Origin of the sequence: Acinetobacter soli, assembly GCF_018139125.1 — a bacterium.
GTDB lineage: Bacteria > Pseudomonadota > Gammaproteobacteria > Pseudomonadales > Moraxellaceae > Acinetobacter > Acinetobacter soli.
Map to the genome: position 1 here is coordinate 449679 of NZ_CP073241.1, position 17751 is coordinate 467429.

Annotated in this window: 13 protein-coding genes; 8 read left to right on the plus strand and 5 right to left on the minus strand. The window is 43.2% G+C overall.

Going from position 1 to position 17751, the window contains the following annotated elements:
- The first annotated feature begins 20 nt into the window (after positions 1–20).
- Together KCV09_RS01970 and rapA are read left to right on the plus strand one after the other, a co-directional pair.
- Complete coding sequence (locus KCV09_RS01970; protein WP_004946392.1) at positions 21–665, plus strand: RluA family pseudouridine synthase; 645 nt, start codon at positions 21–23, stop codon at positions 663–665.
- A gap of 141 nt (positions 666–806) precedes the next feature.
- A complete protein-coding gene (rapA, locus tag KCV09_RS01975) occupies positions 807–3644 on the plus strand; it encodes an RNA polymerase-associated protein RapA (protein ID WP_004946393.1) in 2838 nt (945 codons plus the stop codon).
- Between the two features lie 65 nt (positions 3645–3709).
- Here rapA and dps read toward each other — a convergent pair whose 3' ends face one another.
- Together dps and fabR are read right to left on the minus strand one after the other, a co-directional pair.
- Positions 3710–4216, minus strand: coding sequence for a DNA starvation/stationary phase protection protein Dps (dps, locus tag KCV09_RS01980; protein ID WP_004936417.1), 507 nt, complete (start codon positions 4214–4216; stop codon positions 3710–3712).
- Between the two features lie 158 nt (positions 4217–4374).
- Positions 4375–5067: an HTH-type transcriptional repressor FabR gene (gene fabR, locus KCV09_RS01985; protein ID WP_004936421.1), complete on the minus strand. Its 693-nt coding sequence runs from the start codon at positions 5065–5067 to the stop codon at positions 4375–4377.
- Between the two features lie 142 nt (positions 5068–5209).
- On the opposite strand from fabR, the gene KCV09_RS01990 reads away from it, so the two are divergent.
- Both KCV09_RS01990 and KCV09_RS01995 read left to right on the plus strand, forming a co-directional pair.
- Positions 5210–6271 (plus strand): ferredoxin reductase, encoded by a 1062-nt coding sequence (locus KCV09_RS01990; RefSeq protein ID WP_004946394.1) that lies wholly within the window; start codon positions 5210–5212, stop codon positions 6269–6271.
- A gap of 13 nt (positions 6272–6284) precedes the next feature.
- A complete protein-coding gene (locus tag KCV09_RS01995) occupies positions 6285–7379 on the plus strand; it encodes a fatty acid desaturase family protein (RefSeq protein ID WP_004936426.1) in 1095 nt (364 codons plus the stop codon).
- Positions 7380–7451: 72 nt separating this feature from the next.
- On the opposite strand, the gene KCV09_RS02000 is transcribed toward KCV09_RS01995, so the two are convergent.
- Positions 7452–8156 carry an SIMPL domain-containing protein gene (locus KCV09_RS02000; protein ID WP_025094257.1) on the minus strand — a complete coding sequence of 235 codons (705 nt, stop codon included), beginning with the start codon at positions 8154–8156 and terminating at the stop codon, positions 7452–7454.
- 475 nt (positions 8157–8631) lie between these two features.
- Between KCV09_RS02000 and KCV09_RS02005 the strand changes: the two genes are divergently transcribed.
- Entirely contained in the window at positions 8632–10005 is a 1374-nt protein-coding gene (locus KCV09_RS02005; protein WP_004936432.1) for a diaminobutyrate--2-oxoglutarate transaminase, read from the plus strand.
- Positions 10006–10008: 3 nt separating this feature from the next.
- Positions 10009–11541 (plus strand): pyridoxal phosphate-dependent decarboxylase family protein, encoded by a 1533-nt coding sequence (locus tag KCV09_RS02010; protein WP_004946409.1) that lies wholly within the window; start codon positions 10009–10011, stop codon positions 11539–11541.
- A 107-nt stretch (positions 11542–11648) separates the two neighbouring features.
- Here the strand turns inward: KCV09_RS02010 and KCV09_RS02015 are convergent, their stop codons facing one another.
- On the minus strand, positions 11649–12134 hold the full coding sequence (locus KCV09_RS02015) for an Lrp/AsnC family transcriptional regulator (protein ID WP_004936439.1): 486 nt from the start codon (positions 12132–12134) through the stop codon (positions 11649–11651).
- Positions 12135–12267: 133 nt separating this feature from the next.
- On the opposite strand from KCV09_RS02015, the gene KCV09_RS02020 reads away from it, so the two are divergent.
- Positions 12268–13989, plus strand: a complete 1722-nt coding sequence (locus KCV09_RS02020; protein WP_212515453.1) for an alpha-keto acid decarboxylase family protein — start codon at positions 12268–12270, stop codon at positions 13987–13989.
- A gap of 163 nt (positions 13990–14152) precedes the next feature.
- Positions 14153–15535 (plus strand): amino acid permease, encoded by a 1383-nt coding sequence (locus KCV09_RS02025; protein WP_119689622.1) that lies wholly within the window; start codon positions 14153–14155, stop codon positions 15533–15535.
- Between the two features lie 94 nt (positions 15536–15629).
- On the opposite strand, the gene paaZ is transcribed toward KCV09_RS02025, so the two are convergent.
- Positions 15630–17732: a phenylacetic acid degradation bifunctional protein PaaZ gene (gene paaZ, locus KCV09_RS02030; protein ID WP_212515454.1), complete on the minus strand. Its 2103-nt coding sequence runs from the start codon at positions 17730–17732 to the stop codon at positions 15630–15632.
- Positions 17733–17751 lie beyond the last annotated feature (19 nt).

The window sequence follows — 17751 nt, forward strand, 5'->3', positions numbered from 1 at the left end:
ATCACCTCTGGAAGAAAACATTGAGTAATTTTCTCACTGATCACCTGATCCATCGCGATGAAGATTTCATGGTTGTCCATAAACCAGCAGGCATACTCAGTGTTCCGGGGAAAGGCGACGCATTATTCGATAGTTTACTCACGCGCTTAGTCGAAATCGAACCCAAAACATTACTTATTCATCGTCTAGATCGCGATACCTCGGGGATTTTGGTTTTTGCCTTGAATAAAGCGGCGCAAAGTGCCATTTCAAAGCAGTTCCAGTCTCGTCAAACCGATAAAACTTATCAAGCCCTTGTGGTGGGTGAGCTTCACGGAAAAGGGCAGATCAATGTTCCCGTGGTGTATGATCCAGCACGTCCGCCATTGCATATTGCAGATCCAGATTTTAAAAAACCAGCGCTCACCGATTGGGAAGTGATGGAGCATCTGGAGATTGATGGCGTTGCGGTGACACGTGTGAAGCTCAAACCGATTACAGGGCGCTCGCATCAGCTGCGCGTACACATGCAATATCTGGGGCATCCTATTGTAGGAGATACCCTCTATGCAGAACTCGCGCATCAGCAATTGATGCCACGTTTGTGTCTGCATGCAGAGCAATTAAGTTTTTATCACCCAAAAACTGACGAGTTGATGAGCTTTCATTGTCCCGTTCCGTTTTAATGCGAAAACCCTACAACATTCGTTAAAAGTTCATTTTTTTTGATGAGCTTTATGTCAAAATACATTGCGTAAAGACTACACAAAACGACTGCCATTCATTTTTATGGCCAGCGTAAAATGTAGTGATAACTTGAGATAAAGGTGGAAAAATTGCAGCAGTTTGCTATTGGTCAACGTTGGTTGTCAGACACGGAAACTGAACTCGGCTTAGGTGTTTTAATTGATGTTGATGAGCGCTCTATCAGCATATTATTTCCTAAAAGTGATGAAACGCGTGTCTATGCACGCAACAATGCTCCTTTATCTCGGATTGTCTTCAATGTAAACGATGAAGTTCAAGACCAAGAAGGCGCCAAGTGGCAAGTCGAATCGATCGAAGATCGTAATGGTGTGTTGCGCTATAACGTGATGCGTACCCTTGCAAATGGCGAAGCAGAACGTAAAGCCTTAAACGAAACCCGTATTGGTGCTCACATTCAGCTTTCAAAACCACTCGATCGTTTACTGGCCAGCCAAATCGATTATAAAGAATGGTATGACCTGCGTATTGAAGCGTTGCGTTTACAAGCGCATATGCACAGCAGTCCATTGCGTGGTTTGATTGGTGCGCGTGTTGGGCTGATTCCGCATCAGCTTTATATTGCACATGAAGTGGGACAACGTTTTGCGCCGCGCGTATTACTGGCAGACGAAGTCGGCCTTGGTAAAACCATTGAAGCAGGCTTGATTATCCATCAGCAGTTAAAAACTGGTCGTGCCGAGCGTATCTTGATTTTGGTGCCAGATTCATTGCAGTATCAGTGGATGATTGAAATGCGCCGCCGTTTCAATTTGCAATTTTCCTTGTTTGATCTGACCCGTACCGCTTCTATAAAAGAGCACGACCCAGAGCTGAATCCGTTCTTGACCGAGCAATGCATTATCGCCAGCGTCGATTTGATGATTGACCATGATGACCTCAGAGAACAGGCGCTTGAAGCTGGTTTTGATTTGTTGGTGGTCGATGAAGCACATCATCTGATGTGGAGCGAAGAAGAAGGGGGTAACGATCGTTACGACCTGATTGAAGAGCTTGCAGAGCAAACGCCGGGTGTCTTGTTACTCACCGCAACCCCTGAACAATTGGGTGTGGAAAGTCACTTCGCACGTTTGCGTTTATTAGATCCACAGCGCTTTAGCAGCTTAGACCGCTTCCTAGACGAAGAAGAGCAGTATCAACAAACCGCGAAAGTGGCTGAGGTATTGATGTCGGATGAGCCACTGGCTGAAGCGCATATTAGTGCAATTGAAAGCTTGCTCGGACATCGGATTGACGATATTCCAGAGCAACGTTACCGTGCCATTCATGAGTTACTCGACCGCCACGGAACTGGACGTATTTTGTTCCGTAATACCCGTGAAGCAATTCAGGGCTTTCCAGGGCGTGATTGCCAGCCTGCGGCATTAGAGGCACCAGCCGATTGGTCGCTCGATGGTAAATTACGTGAGCAAATGTGGCCTGAAGAAGGTCAGCTCGATGGTGCATGGATGCAAACCGATCCGCGTGTGCCATGGCTCATGGAGATCTTGAAAAAAGATTTAAAACACAAAAAAGTACTACTGATTGCACGTAGTGGCCCAGTGGTCGAAGCGCTAGAAAGTGCATTGCGCTTACATGCGGGTATTCGCACGGCAATGTTCCATGAAGGAATGAGCTTGCTTGAGCGCGATCAGGCGGCAGCGTATTTTGCTGAAGAAAGCTATGGTGCCCAGATTTTACTTTGCTCTGAAATTGGTTCTGAAGGTCGTAACTTCCAGTTTGCCAGCGATTTGATTTTATTTGATTTACCGGCCAACCCAGATGTACTTGAGCAGCGTATTGGTCGTTTAGATCGAATTGGACAAGAAAACCGTATTCAGATTCATGTTCCTTATTTGATTGGAACAGCACAAGAACGCATGTTCCGCTGGTACAACGAAGCGCTCAATATTTTCAGTAGTATTTCGCCAACGGCACAAACCTTACAAGAAAACTTCATTGTGGACTTAAAAGAGTGTTTGCTGGCAGATTTAGGGCAAAAGTTTGAAGATTTGCTTGAAGAAGTGAATGTTCAGCGTCAGGCGCTTGAAAATGAATTGCAAGCTGGTCGAGATCGTTTACTTGAGTACAACTCATGTCGACCTGTTGTGGCACAAAAAATTGTTCAGGCACTCGAAGATTACGACGACAACACCACGCTCCCGATGTTTATGAAGCGTTTCATGTCGTCAACCAATATCGATTTTGATGAACAAAGTAACGGTACGGTGATTATTAAACCAACCGACCAGATGCAGGTACAAGGTCTGACCTTAGACGAAGATGGCATGACGGCAACCTTTTACCGTGACCAAGCGCAAATTCGTGAAGATGCACAGTATCTGACACTTGAGCATCCGTTTATCGAAAGCGTCATGGAAATGATCAATACGCAATCATTTGGTAGTACCAATGTGGCGTTGCTTAAATCGAATGCCTTGAAGCAAGGAACAATCTTGCTTGAAGTCTGGTTTAAAATAGACGTTGTGGCTCCTAAATCACTGAACTTGCAAGCGAGCCTACCAAAGCAATTGGTGCGCGTGCTGTTGAGTGAAACAGGACAAGACTTGTCTGAAAAAATTGATCCGGCTATTTTACGTCCGTATTTGCATCACCTCGATGGCAATAGCTGCCGTCAGGTTGTTAAGGCACGTCGTGATGTGATTGAGGAGCGTTATACGCAGGCACTTGGATCTGCCAAAGAAGAGTTGCCAAAACTCAAAGAGCAGGCCAAACAGCACTATAGCCAAAAATGGCAATACGAAATTGACCGTTTGACTTACTTGCAGCAATTCAATCCGAGCATTCGTCAAGACGAAATTGATCGACTGGTCAAACTGCAAAAAGAAGGAATTAGTTTGCTCGAAGAGATTTCGTTGACACCCAATGCGATTCAGGTGATGGTTGTGGTAAAACCATAAGCATCAACCAAAATGTTAGACAGTAAAAATGGGAGCAGATGCTCCCATTTTTTATACGACCCAAATTAGGTGGTTTGATCTTGCTCAATGTTGGCTTCGAGGAACCATAAATACTGGTCTAAATCTTCAAGCGCAGCATGAATGATGTCTTCAGAAATTGGATCTTTGATTTCTTCGATGGTATCACGTAGGTGGTTCGCCACTACGCCATAGCGATCTGCAAGTTCTTTCAAATGATCTTGTACATCGTGGATTTCAACTGGATACGCCTTAAGGTGCGACGTTTGGGAAACAGCTTGTGTGGTTCCGTAAGCGGTACCGCCAATCTGTACCGAACGTTCTGCAACGTTGTCGAGATGGGTAATGAGTGACGTTCTGAATGTATCAAGCATTTCGTGAACGGCAATAAAGTTACTGCCGCGCATGTTCCAGTGCGCTTGTTTGGTGATGAGAGAAAGGTCGATCAGGTTAGCCAGAATCTGGTTCAAGATTTTTACTGTAGATTCTTTAACCGCTGCATCTAGGTTGTTGCGGGTATATACTTTAAGTACTTTGCTTGTTGACTTAGCCATGAAAAACCTCTTTTTGTTATAAAGCATCAACCGACTCGAAAGTCGATTACGAAAAACACTTCATTAGGTTAATGGATAAATACGCGCTGAAATGTTTTGATTTTTAAAGTTTTTGTATAAGTTCGATAAATAAAGCGTCACATCCTGTGACATCACACTTAACGTATTTTGGCTTCATCGAGGTGTCTTGCACCTTCTAAAATCATGCGAATCATAATCATGGTTTGTTCAGCCATTGCTGTTCGTTCATCGATTGGTAAGTCAAGCACTTTGGCACCCATGGTAAACACCAGTTGGGTGATGGCACGTGACACAAGATCGGGGTGTGACAAACGGCTATGATTGAGCCGTTCAAGACGGATCAAGTCTTCTTGCAGTTCTTGCTGGAAAAAATTGAGCTGCCGCTCAACTGCTTCTTTATAAGATTTTGAGCCAGTATATGCTTCACGAAGCAGCAAGCTTAAATTGCCTTCATCTGCATCGAGCTGCTGAATAAACACCTCAACAGAGCTACGGATAATACTGTTTTGCTTTGATGCTTGCAGGCGTGACTCACGAATGATCTGGCGCAACACCAGTCCAGCACGATTAATCAAATCGATTGCCAGTTCATCGATATCTCTAAAATGACGATAAAAACTATTGGGTGCAATGCCAGCTTCGCGTGCAACTTCTCTTAAGCTTAAAGACGATATACTTTTTTCGGGGCCAATTAAGTTCAGCGCGGCTTGAAATAACTCTTCTTTGGTGATGGTTGCCTTACGACCCACAGTACGAATTGGCGCTTTCTCAAAAATCTCGGGATTGTGAGAAGGATTGTCGAGCACGTGAGAAAGAGAAGTTGACGCCATATTTTGCAAGAGTTTGGTAAGTTCATCTCATTATAACCACAGCAGCTTACGATTTGAAACGTAAATAAAAGGACAACTGTATATACAAATTTATATACAGGTGTATAATAATTAAAAAAGCGACACATCGAGTAGTATCAACATGCAATCTATCTCCAAGAGAAACACACTCTTACGCTCACTGACCGAATCAGTGTTCGACCCGCATGCGACTGATTTCTGGCTTCAAAAAATCAATCCTATCTGGTCTACACATCGTGCTCTTGCAAAAATTGTGCGTAAAGAGAACGTTGCAGCTGATACAGTGTCGTTGACACTCGAGCCAAATCGCCATGTGAATCTTGGCCAGCCAGGACAGCATCATCCTGTTCGCGTGAAGGTGCAGGGCCGTCTTTATGAGCGTAACTATAGTTTGACCGAGCGCGACAACACCCTTGTACTGACAGTAAAAAAAGTGGCTGATGGCATAGTAAGCCGCTGGTTGGTCGAGGATAGTCAGGTGGGGCAGGTAATCGAGCTGGGCCAACCTTTTGGTGATATGCTTATACCTGCTCAGTCACGCGTGGTGATGCTTGCAGCGGGAAGCGGTATTACCCCAATGTTGAGCTTGATTGAAGGTATGCAGGTCAAAAGTCAGCTTCAGCACACGCCAGTCGATTTGATGTACTGGGTAAAGCGACACGAAGATGCTGCATTCTTAAATGTATTTGAAGCATTGGCAGCACAATATCCATTATTTAAATTTCATGTATTTTATACCCAAGATCAGGAGCATGATTCGCGTTTAAATGTGACTCATCTTGCTGCAATTGATGATCTTGATCAATCGACAGTTTATGCATGTGGTCCTTCAGGATTTGTAGCAACAGCCGAAGACTTGTTTGGTCATGCACAGGTATTTATGAGCGAAGCATTCAGTATGAGTGCCATTGATACTAATGAAACAGGCTTTATCAATGTAACGCTCACTCAATCCAATAAAACCGTTGCTATTCCGAAAGGTCAGTCGATTCTGGCTGGGCTCGAACAGGCGAATGTGAAACCAACTTATGGTTGCCGTATGGGAATTTGCAACAAATGTGCGTGTCAAAAAGCGACAGGCGCCACCAAAAACTTGCTCAATGCCAGCGAAAATGCTGAGCCAAACAATTTGCTTAAAATTTGCGTAAATTCGGCAAAATCTGATCTTGTTATTGATCTTTAATGTGAGTACTCCCATGAATGCACCCGTTAAACTAGAATTTTTTAAAAATCCAAAAAACAGAGAATTAACCGCCGCTGAACTAGAGGCATTTGCGAAAGAACTTGACCAAATTAAACAAGATGTTTTGGATGATATTGGTGAAAAAGACGCACGTTATATCCGTCGCGTCTATTCCGCGATTCGTTACAGCAGTGTGCTTGGGCGTGCCTGTTTATTTGCAGGCTGGTTCCCACCAGCATGGATTTTAGGTACAGGCTTGCTAGGCTTTTCTAAAATTATGGAAAACATGGAGCTCGGTCATAATGTCATGCATGGTCAATACGACTGGATGAATGACCCGAAATTCAATGGTCAAACATACGAATGGGACACTGTAGGTACAGCAGATAACTGGCGTCAGACGCATAATTTTAAGCATCATACATACACCAATATCAAAGGCATTGATGATGATATCGGTTATGGTTTATTGCGTTTATTCCCAGAGCAACGCTGGAAACCCGGCTTTTTGTTACAGCCGATTTATAGTATTCCGTTCTGCCTGTTGTTTCAGTGGGGCGTGGCCATTCAAAATCTTGAAATTGGTAAACTCATTTATAAGCGTAAAACGTGGAAACAGTTTGTCGAAGAATGGAAACCAACACAAAAGAAAATTGGCAAGCAATTGTTTAAAGACTATGTGTTTTTTCCATTGATTGCAGGCCCAGCGGCATTGCCGGTCTTTACAGGCAATCTGGTGGCAAACGGTATGCGAAATGTCTGGACCTTTAGTATTATTTTTTGTGGTCACTTCACTAAAGATGTAGAAGTATTTCCAAAAACAGTACTGAAAGACGAAAGCCGTGGTCACTGGTATATGCGTCAGATTCGTGGATCGTCTAATTTGACGGGTTCAGAAGCGTTTCATATTTTGACTGGGCACTTGAGCCACCAGATTGAACATCACTTATTTCCAGATATTCCGGCACGTCGTTATCGTCAGATGGCACCTAAAGTCGAGGCTGTGTGTAAAAAGTATGGACTTAACTACAACAATGCTAGCCTGCTTAAACAATATGGTCAGGTATTGGGACGTATCGTGAAATACGCGTTTCCATTTAAAAAGTAATGATTTACTCGTAAAAAAAAGCATGCCAGATCAATCTGGCATGCTTTTTTTGATTTAGGGTAATTACAGTGATTATTTCAATTGAATTGAACCATTGGCATTTACGGTAATTTTTGACTCTCCAGCGGCCACATCCTGAGCAGGTGCGGCTTCCGCATTTGAAAATTTGGCTAAGCTTGCACGCATCATCATCGGTTGTGGCACGTAATTACTGGTGTTCAAATTAAGACTAACAAGGTTATATCCTGATTTGTTCCATGCCTGACTCACCATTTGTGCACGTTGTTGAAAGCCCTTCGATGCTTCAATCATCAGCTCATTTTCAACTTTTTTACGTTGTTCATCGGAAACAGTGAAGTTGATCGATTCAGTTTGAAAGTTTTGCTGTAGTTCAGAAATCAGCTGACTGGTTGCCTTAAAGTCTTTGCTTTCAAGACGGATTTCGGCGCGCCCACGCCATTCTTTAAACTTACTGCTGTCGTTATCGTAAACTGGATACGTGGTTTGTGTGCCTGTTTCTACCTTAACTTGTGGATATTTACGCGCAATCGCTAAGCCTTGATTCATGGCTTGTGTAATTTGCGTAGAAAGTGCTGCTGGCTGTTTGTTACTACGTTCAATAAATAGCACGGCATGCATTTGATCATTTGAAACTTGGCGTGATGCATCTGACTGAATATTGATGACATTATAGTTTAAAGCCTCAGGTTCAGCCGCTGAAACATAACCCGAAATTGTTCCTGTAAGGAGCAATGCTGAGAGTGCTAAAGTACGCATATAAATTCCTTAAAATGTATGTTGTAAAAATTATTTTTTACTTAGAAAACATCTTAGTAATTAGTTTCATATTTTTTGAGAAGCTTTTGTGGTGAGTTTGTAATACTTTGCATCATTTTGCAATTTTAATTGATATAAATTCTATTTAAATACATAGGCTTAATGTTAGGGTTTATATCGAGAGTTCAAAAAAACACAAATCACACTCTAGATGAAAAAAAAAGCGGGTTTTCTTTAGGGTGTCACATAGTATGATGATAATTTAGGCAAGGGAAAACACGATCGTTTTTTTTGGACGAGTTATATGAAATTAAAGGCCAAAAGGTCTTTATTTTTATATAAAAAAGGGTATCATCGCCCTCCTAGTATCATAAAAGCAATCGCTGTTTTACTAGAATCCTACAAGCACCGAGTCAAAGGACCGCAAGTCACCAGACTTATTTCTTTCAACCCTTATCTGAGATGGTAATCCGATATGAGCGTTAATTCCGTAAATCCTGCCACCAATTCCACCAACGAATATTACCTGACTCGCCAAAGTCAGATGGAATCAAATGTTCGTAGCTATCCGCGCAAGTTACCTCTTGCGATAGCTCGTGCACAAGGTTGCTGGGTTACAGATGTTGAAGGTACACAATACCTCGATTGTTTAGCGGGGGCAGGGACATTGGCTCTTGGTCATAATCACCCTGCTGTTATTCAAAGTATTCAAGACACGCTAGCAAGTGGTCTGCCATTGCATACTTTGGATCTTACAACTCCTTTGAAAGATGCATTTACTGAAGCATTGCTGTCTTTTCTACCAGGTGGAAAAGAAGAATATTGCTTACAGTTCTGTGGTCCATCTGGTGCAGATGCCACTGAAGCAGCAATCAAACTTGCGAAAACCTATACAGGTCGCAGTTCAGTGATCAGTTTTTCAGGTGGCTACCATGGTATGACCCATGGTTCACTTGCAATGACTGGTAACTTAAGTGCGAAAAATGCAGTGAATAATTTAATGCCGGGCGTGCAGTTCATGCCGTATCCGCATGAATATCGTTGCCCACTTGGTTTAGGTGGTGAAGCGGGTGTCGATGCACTCACTTACTACTTCGAAAACTTTATTGAAGATGTTGAAAGCGGCGTAACCAAGCCTGCAGCTGTCATTCTTGAAGCAATTCAAGGTGAAGGCGGCGTGGTGACTGCACCAGTAAAATGGTTGCAAAAAATCCGTGAAGTGACTGAGCGTCACAACATCGTATTGATTTTAGATGAAGTTCAAGCAGGCTTTGGCCGTTCAGGTAAAATGTTTGCATTCGAACACGCAGGGATCGAGCCTGATGTTGTGGTGATGTCTAAAGCAGTGGGTGGTGGTTTGCCGCTTGCTGTACTCGGTATCAAGCGCAAATTCGATGCATGGCAACCTGCTGGTCACACTGGAACATTCCGTGGTAACCAGTTAGCAATGGGTACAGGCTTGGTTGTTTTAGATACCATCAAAAATGACAAGCTTGCTCAAAATGCACATGAGCGTGGTGAATTTTTACAAGCAGAGCTGAAAAAGCTGGCACAAGAATTCCCATGTATCGGTAACGTGCGTGGCCGTGGTTTGATGGTGGGTGTCGAGATTGTCGACGAACGTAAACCAGCAGATCATATGGGTTCATTGCCTGCCGATGCACAATTGGCCGCAGCGATTCAAACTGCATGTTTTAACCATAAGTTACTGCTTGAAAAAGGTGGTCGTAACGGTACTGTGATCCGTTTACTTTGCCCGCTGATTATCAATCAAGATGAATGTGTTCAAGTCATTGAACGCTTCAAAAAAGCATTGGCTGATGCACTCAAAGCAGTTCGAGGCGAATAATCCATGGTTGATTTTGCAGAACACCGTAAAGCGTTGCTCTGTAACGATGCTGCATCCATTGCTGACTATCAGTCAGCAATGGACGACGCTGTAAAAGCTGTTGCAGCATGGCTACAAAACGACAAGATGTATACAGGTGGAAGTATCAAGGAATTGCGTTCGGCAATTGCCTTTAATCCATCTAAAGACGGATTGGGTTTACATCAGTCTCTTGAACGCATGGTTGAGCTTTTCTTAAATAAAAGCTTGAAAGTACACCATCCGTATTCGTTGGCACATTTACATTGTCCAACAATGGTGACCAGTCAGATTGCAGAAGTCTTGATCAATGCAACCAACCAATCGATGGACTCATGGGATCAAAGCCCAGCGGGTTCATTGATGGAAGTTCAGTTGATTGATTGGTTGCGTAAAAAAGTAGGCTACGGATCAGGTCAAGCTGGCGTATTCACCTCAGGTGGCACGCAATCGAACCTGATGGGTGTGCTACTGGCGCGTGACTGGGCAATTGCTAAAAACTTTACAGACGAAAATGGTCAGCCGTGGTCTGTTCAGCGTGATGGTATTCCTGCCGAAGCAATGCGTAACATCAAAGTCATTTGTTCTGAAAATGCACATTTTTCTGTGCAAAAGAACATGGCCATGATGGGCATGGGCTTTCAGTCAGTAGTCACGGTTCCTGTCAATGAGCTTGCTCAGATGGATGTCGATGCACTAGAAAAAACCATGGCGCATTTGCAAGCCGAAGGCAAAATCGTGGCGTGTGTGGTGGCAACAGCAGGCACAACTGATGCTGGTGCAATTGATCCGCTGAAAGAAATCCGTGACATCACCACAAAATATGGCGCGTGGATGCATATCGATGCGGCATGGGGTGGTGCACTGATTTTGTCGAACGACTATCGCGAGATGTTGGCTGGAATTGAATTGTCTGATTCAATCACGCTCGATTTCCATAAGCATTATTTCCAAAGCATCAGCTGTGGCGCATTCTTGCTCAAAGATGAAGCCAACTATCGCTTTATGCATTATGAAGCGGAGTATTTAAACTCAGCTTATGATGAAGAGCATGGTGTACCCAACCTTGTGTCGAAGTCTTTGCAAACGACGCGTCGCTTCGATGCATTAAAGCTTTGGATGACCATTGAGGCACTTGGTGAAGAACTTTATGGCTCTATGATTGATCATGGTGTAAAACTGACGCGTGAAGTGGCAGATTACATCAAGGCAACTGACGGCCTAGAGTTGTTGGTTGAGCCACAATTTGCATCTGTACTGTTCCGTGTTGTACCGCAAGGTTATCCGGTTGAGTTGCTTGATACCCTGAACCAAAACGTTGCAGATGAATTGTTTGCACGCGGTGATGCCAATATTGGTGTGACCAAAGTGGGTCAGGTGCAGTCGCTCAAAATGACCACGTTAAGCCCGGTTGCGACACTCGAAAACGTTCAAAATCTTTTGTCATTTGTATTGCAAGAAGCAGATCGCATTAAAGATGCAATTGCTTCAGGTACATATGTTCCAGCAATTGATTAATCGATGCGTATCAAAAAACCCAGTTTAGACTGGGTTTTTTTACGCCAATCTTTGCAGCTCAAGATTTTTAGCACATGATTTTCAACGCAAGATTTTAACACATTGACTTAAACTGCCAGTGGACTAGTCTGACGTTTATTTTTTCCTAAATATTGATTCTGTTCCTTCACTTTTTTTAGCACGATATAAGTTTTGATATGCCCGATCGCTTCACAAGTCAGGAGTCGCTCGGTCACAAAATTAGAAAGATCTTCAAGATTTTCTGCCACGACTTTTAAAATGTAATCGGCATCACCGCTGATAGAAAAAGAATCATGAATTTTTTCTTCATGTTCGATCATCTCGAGAAAAGTGATTTGAGATTTGGCCTCATGAATTCTCAAATTGATATGCACCATCGCTGTGACTTCTAGCCCCACAGCTTGCTGATCGATACGCGCGGTATAGCCTAAAATAATCCCTTTTTGTTCAAGTATTTGCCGGCGACGTGAGCACTGCGATGCCGATAACCCGATCAGATCACCAATCTCCTGATTTGTTAACCGTCCATTTTTCTGTAAAGCACTAATGATTTTCCAATCAAATTTATCCATTGCATCAAATCCTTTTTTGATACACAAAATGTGCGTTTTTATAAAAATTAGTATCCATTATGCATGAAGATCAGTGAGTCGATCACCTATTATTTTTATAGAGACGAAAAAAATAGTATCAAGGAGAAGAACAATGTTTATCGAGATTGGGCAATTTTTAAATCAACGTTTAAGCGAGTTAGGAATAGATCATATATTCGGATTACCCGGAGATTTCAACCTGTCGTATCTAGAACAAATCGAAGAAGATACATCGCTAGAATTTATTGGAAACTGTAATGAGTTAAATGCCGCCTATGCGGCAGATGGTTACGCGCGTAGTAATGGTGTGGCTGCTCTTGTGACCACTTATGGTGTGGGTGATTTAAGTGCAATCAATGGCATTGCTGGTGCTTATGCTGAAAATGTCCCTGTGATCTTGATTTCGGGCATTCCACCTCTGCATGCAGTCAATCGAGGGGAGTTAATTCATCACACCTTGGTTGATGGTAATTACGACAATATTATGAACTGCATGAAAGAGTTTACTGTTGCACAAACTCGTCTTACTCCAGAAAATGCAGCTTTTGAAATTGATCGTGTGCTCAAGCAGTGTTTGATCTCGCGCCGTCCAGTCTATATTCAATTACCTTCCGATATCACTCATATCAAAATTGATGTTGATGCAAAGCCACTCGATAAACGCATTCCAAAAAGTGATCCGCAGCTTTTAGAACTGGCATTAAATGAGTTTTGTGCTGAGCTTTATTCGGCCAAACGTCCAGCATTTCTGATCGATCAAACCGCCAAGGTGTATGGTTTAGGTAAAGTTTTGGCTCAAATTGCGGAAAAATACAATATTCCTTACGCGTGTCTTTGTACCGCAAAAAATGTAATTGATGAGTCATCAGATTTGTATGCAGGAATTTATGCTGGAAGTGCAAGCCAACCCAAAACTAAAGAGATCATTGAGCAGTCCGACTGCCTGATTGGAATTGGTGCGCGTTTTAGCGATGTTGGGACTGGCTTTTTTTCACATCAGATTCGCAAAGATCGCTACATTGATTTAAAACAATACGATCTGACGATTTATGATCGTAACTTTGCCGGAATTGAAATCGCTGAATTTTTAACTGCATTATTACAGCGATTAAAAACCCGTGAACGTGAACCAAAGAGTTGTTCAGCTCCCTCGGTTCAAGCGCCAGAATATTCAGAACAAGATTCGCTGATTCAAGCTGCGCTATGGTGTGCAATGTCAGGCTTTTTCAAAGCCAATGATGTGATTATAGGAGAGGTTGGCACTTCCAATTCCTCTATTTCTGGTATTTGTTTACCCGCGACTGCTGATTATATTGCGCAGCCAATCTGGGGATCAATCGGCTATACATTACCTGCGTTACTGGGCAGTATGCTAGCCCAGCCAAAACGCCGCCATATTTTATTTATTGGTGATGGTTCAATCCAGTTAACTGTACAAGAGCTTTCCACAATAGTACGTCAAAAACTCAAACCGATTATTTTTGTTTTAAATAACGGGGGTTATACCATTGAGCGTTTAATTCTCGGCGAAAAATCATCGTATAACGATATCCAGAACTGGAACTATACCGAAGTAATGCGGGTGTTTAATGGAGCAGATGCCTACAGCACACATATCGTCGAGACAGTAGGGCAGTTACATACAGTACTGGATCAGCTTGAGTCGAGCCAAACGTTGGCGCTGATTGAGCTTAAACTTCCTGTCATGGATGCACCAGCCAGTCTGACCAAATTTGCCGATGTAGTGGCGCAATACGATTATGGTCATTATAGCTATCAACAACTCAAACCAAAGACCGCCGATATATTCAGCCCGGTCGGCATCTATAAATAAAAGACTATCAGGACACTGTGCGATAACCAATCACCACAGTGTCTTTTTTTATTGAGATCAAGCATTTAAGGGGTATTCATAAGAACTTTATTATTTAAATTCACATCGTAAAAGATTCAAAGGAACGCACAGGAGTGTGCAAATTGAACCATGGAGCGCAGTAATGGAAGCACAACAAACGAACGAGTTAAAACAAGGATTATCGAATCGGCATATTCAGTTAATTGCTCTAGGAGGAGCCGTAGGGACAGGGCTGTTTTTAGGTATTTCACAAACCATTAAGTTGGCAGGGCCATCGGTTTTACTGGGTTATGCAATCGCAGGCATCATTGCATTTCTGATTATGCGACACTTGGGTGAAATGGTTGTCGAGGAACCGGTCAGTGGGTCTTTTAGCTATTTTGCCAACAAATACTGGGGTCCAATGGCCGGTTTTATGTCTGGCTGGAATTACTGGGTGCTATACGTGTTGGTCAGCATGGCCGAATTGAGTGCAATTGGTACCTTCGTACAATTTTGGTTGCCCGAATTACCCACATGGATCACAGCGCTTTTTTTCTTTATTGCCATTAATGCCATAAACCTCATCAATGTACGTTTTTTTGGTGAATCTGAGTTTTTATTTTCCTGTATCAAGATTATTGCGATTTTAAGCATGATCTTCTTCGGTTTATATCTATTGATATCAGGCGATGCTGGACCTCAGGCCAGCGTGGCCAATCTCTGGCAATTTGGTGGCTTTTTTCCAAATGGTATCCAAGGCTTTATCATGTCCTTGGCCATTATCATGTTTGCCTTTGGTGGATTAGAGCTGATTGGTATTACGGCGGCGGAAACCAAAAATCCATCCAAGACTATTCCTAAAGCGGTCAATCAGATTGTGTATCGTATTCTGATTTTTTATATTGGTGCGATCGGGGTTTTGCTGTGCTTATTTCCATGGAATCAGTTGGCTCAAGGGGGTAGTCCTTTTGTTTTGATTTTTCAGTCGCTAAACAGCCACGGCGTCGCCAATGTTTTAAATTTTGTGGTGTTGGTGGCTGCAATCTCAGTATATAACAGTTGTATTTACTGTAACAGTCGAATGCTGCACGGTTTGGCCATGCAAGGTAATGCGCCACGAGTACTACAACGAGTGAATCATCGTGGTATTCCGGTATATGCTGCTGGTGTTTCAGCGTCTATTACAGCGCTTTGCGTATTAATTAATTACTTAATGCCAGGCAAAGCCTTTCAATTTTTGATGATGCTGGTGGTCGCAGCGTTAGTGGTCAACTGGCTCATGATTTCTTGGACACATCTGAAATTTCGAAAAGCGATGCAGCAACGACATCATCAAACGACGTTTCAAAGCATCATGAGTCCATGGAGTAACTATTTAACGATTGCCTTTATTTTTGGTATTCTGATCATTATGAGTATCACGCCGGATATGCGACTTGCCGTAATGCTGGTCCCTATCTGGTTGATCGTGCTGGCAGTGGTGTATCAGCTTAAATACCGTAAAAAAGACATCTTGACGGCTGAAGCTCAAACACATTCATAACTATAGCAAACAAAAAAAGAGTTCGCTTTCGAACTCTTTTTTCATGGATATCATCAGCTGATCTGCACCTCAGTGTTGCAGACCAGTCTTTTATTTAAGCTGCACGTTCAACCAGCGTTAAAATATCGTAGGTTGCCACCAGCTCTTCGCGTTGATTTTTTACTTTAATGTCCCAGACCACCACACCGTGCGGTTTTTGCGTTGGGTCGGTGAGTGTTTTCGGGGTTTTTTGTTTACAGGTCAACTCAACTTGAATGGTATCGCCAATTTTTACAGGCTCGACAAAGCGTAAATTGTCCATACCGTAATTGGCAATTACTGGCCCGGGAGCTGCATCGACAAATAACCCCGCAGCAGCGGAGACAATAAAGTAGCCATGTGCCACGCGCTCACCAAACAACGAGTCTTTGGCTGCAATTTGATCCATATGCGCATAAAAATGATCGCCACTTAAGCAAGCAAAATTGACAATATCGGCTTCAGTCACGGTACGGCGTGCAGTTTTTAAACGCTCACCTATTTCTAGCTCATCAAATGTTTTTCGAAACGGATGAACGCGATCTTCCACAATATGGGCGCCTGCTGTCCAGCTTTGCCCCAGTTGGGTGACTGCATTTGGCGATCCTTGTATGGCTGTACGTTGCATATAGTGTTTCACCGCACGTAGGCCACCCAGTTCTTCACCTCCACCCGCACGCCCCGGACCGCCATGTACCAATTGAGGCAATGGAGAGCCATGACCAGTACTTTCTTTAGCACTTTCCTGATCTAAAATATGAATTCTGCCATGCCATGGCGCAATTTTTGCAATTAGCGCTTCAATATTTTGATGACTTTCACGTATCACTGACGCGACTAAGCTACCTGCACCTTTGGCAACCAGTACTGCCAATTGCTCCAGATCATCGTACGGCATGAGGGTACATACGGGGCCAAAGGCCTCTGTTTCATGTATGGATGTGGCTTGAACAGGATCATTACACAGCAGTAGTGTTGGTGGATAAAAGGCACCTAATGTGGCGTCTTCGGCATGAATTAGACAATCATTACGCAAGTGGCTTCCAAACACAATTTGCGCTTCTTGAGCCAATACTTCAACACGAGCTGCAACGTCTTGCTGCTGTTTTTTGCTGGCCAAAGCGCCCATGGTAACCTCTGCTCGACTAGGGTCTCCAACCACAACCTTTTTTAGTTGCTCGATGAGCTGCTGTTGAACTGTCTCTAGCGCGGCTTTAGGTACAAAAGCACGTCGGATGGCGGTACATTTCTGGCCCGCTTTACTGGTCATTTCATTGACCACTTGCTGTACAAAAAGTGCAATGGTGGCTTCACTACAATCTTCAGTCAAGATGGCGCTATTGATTGAATCGGCTTCCATACTAAAAGGAATTGAATGACGATTTAAATGTGGATGCGCTCTGAGCTGCTGCCCGGTTTGTGCAGAACCCGTAAATGTAACGGTATCTTGAGCATTTAAATGATCAAGTAAGTCATGGATCTGCCCGCAAATGAGTTGTAAAGCACCATCGGGTAAATATCCGCTCGTCAAGATATCCTGTACAACCGCATGGGTTAAAGCGGCACCTTCTGTGGCGGGTTTCACAATACAAGGTACACCTGCCAGTAACGTTGGGGCAATTTTTTCTAACATCCCCCAGATAGGAAAGTTAAATGCATTGATGTGTACCGCAACGCCAGCTTTGGGATGCAAAATATGTTTAGCACCAAAGTTGCCTTTTTTTGATAGTGGAATCCACGCATCTTCGACCAATGTTGTAGCATCACTTAGCTCGCGTCGAACGAGGCTAGAATACGCAAAAAGTGTACCGATACCGCCTTCGATATCAATCCAAGCATCTTTACGTGTACATCCCGTGGCTTGTGCCAATGTGTAATAGTGTTCTTTACGATCAAGTAAATATTGCGCCACCTTTTTAAGCGCATTCGCACGTTGATGAAATGTCCATTTCGCAAGTACTGCACCGTGTTGTTTTGCATAATCCACTACAGCTTGAACATTTAGACCATCACTACTCACCCGGTAAATAGCAGCACCGGTAATGGCATGATGCACTGTGCGAGTATTGGTATCTGAGGTGTAGGATTCACCACACACCAATGAACTTAATGCGGGCGCAAGCGATACATTTGGCTCTGAATGTGTGGAAACATGCGCGTCTGAATCAACTAGGTACATAGTTAAACTCCATTTATGA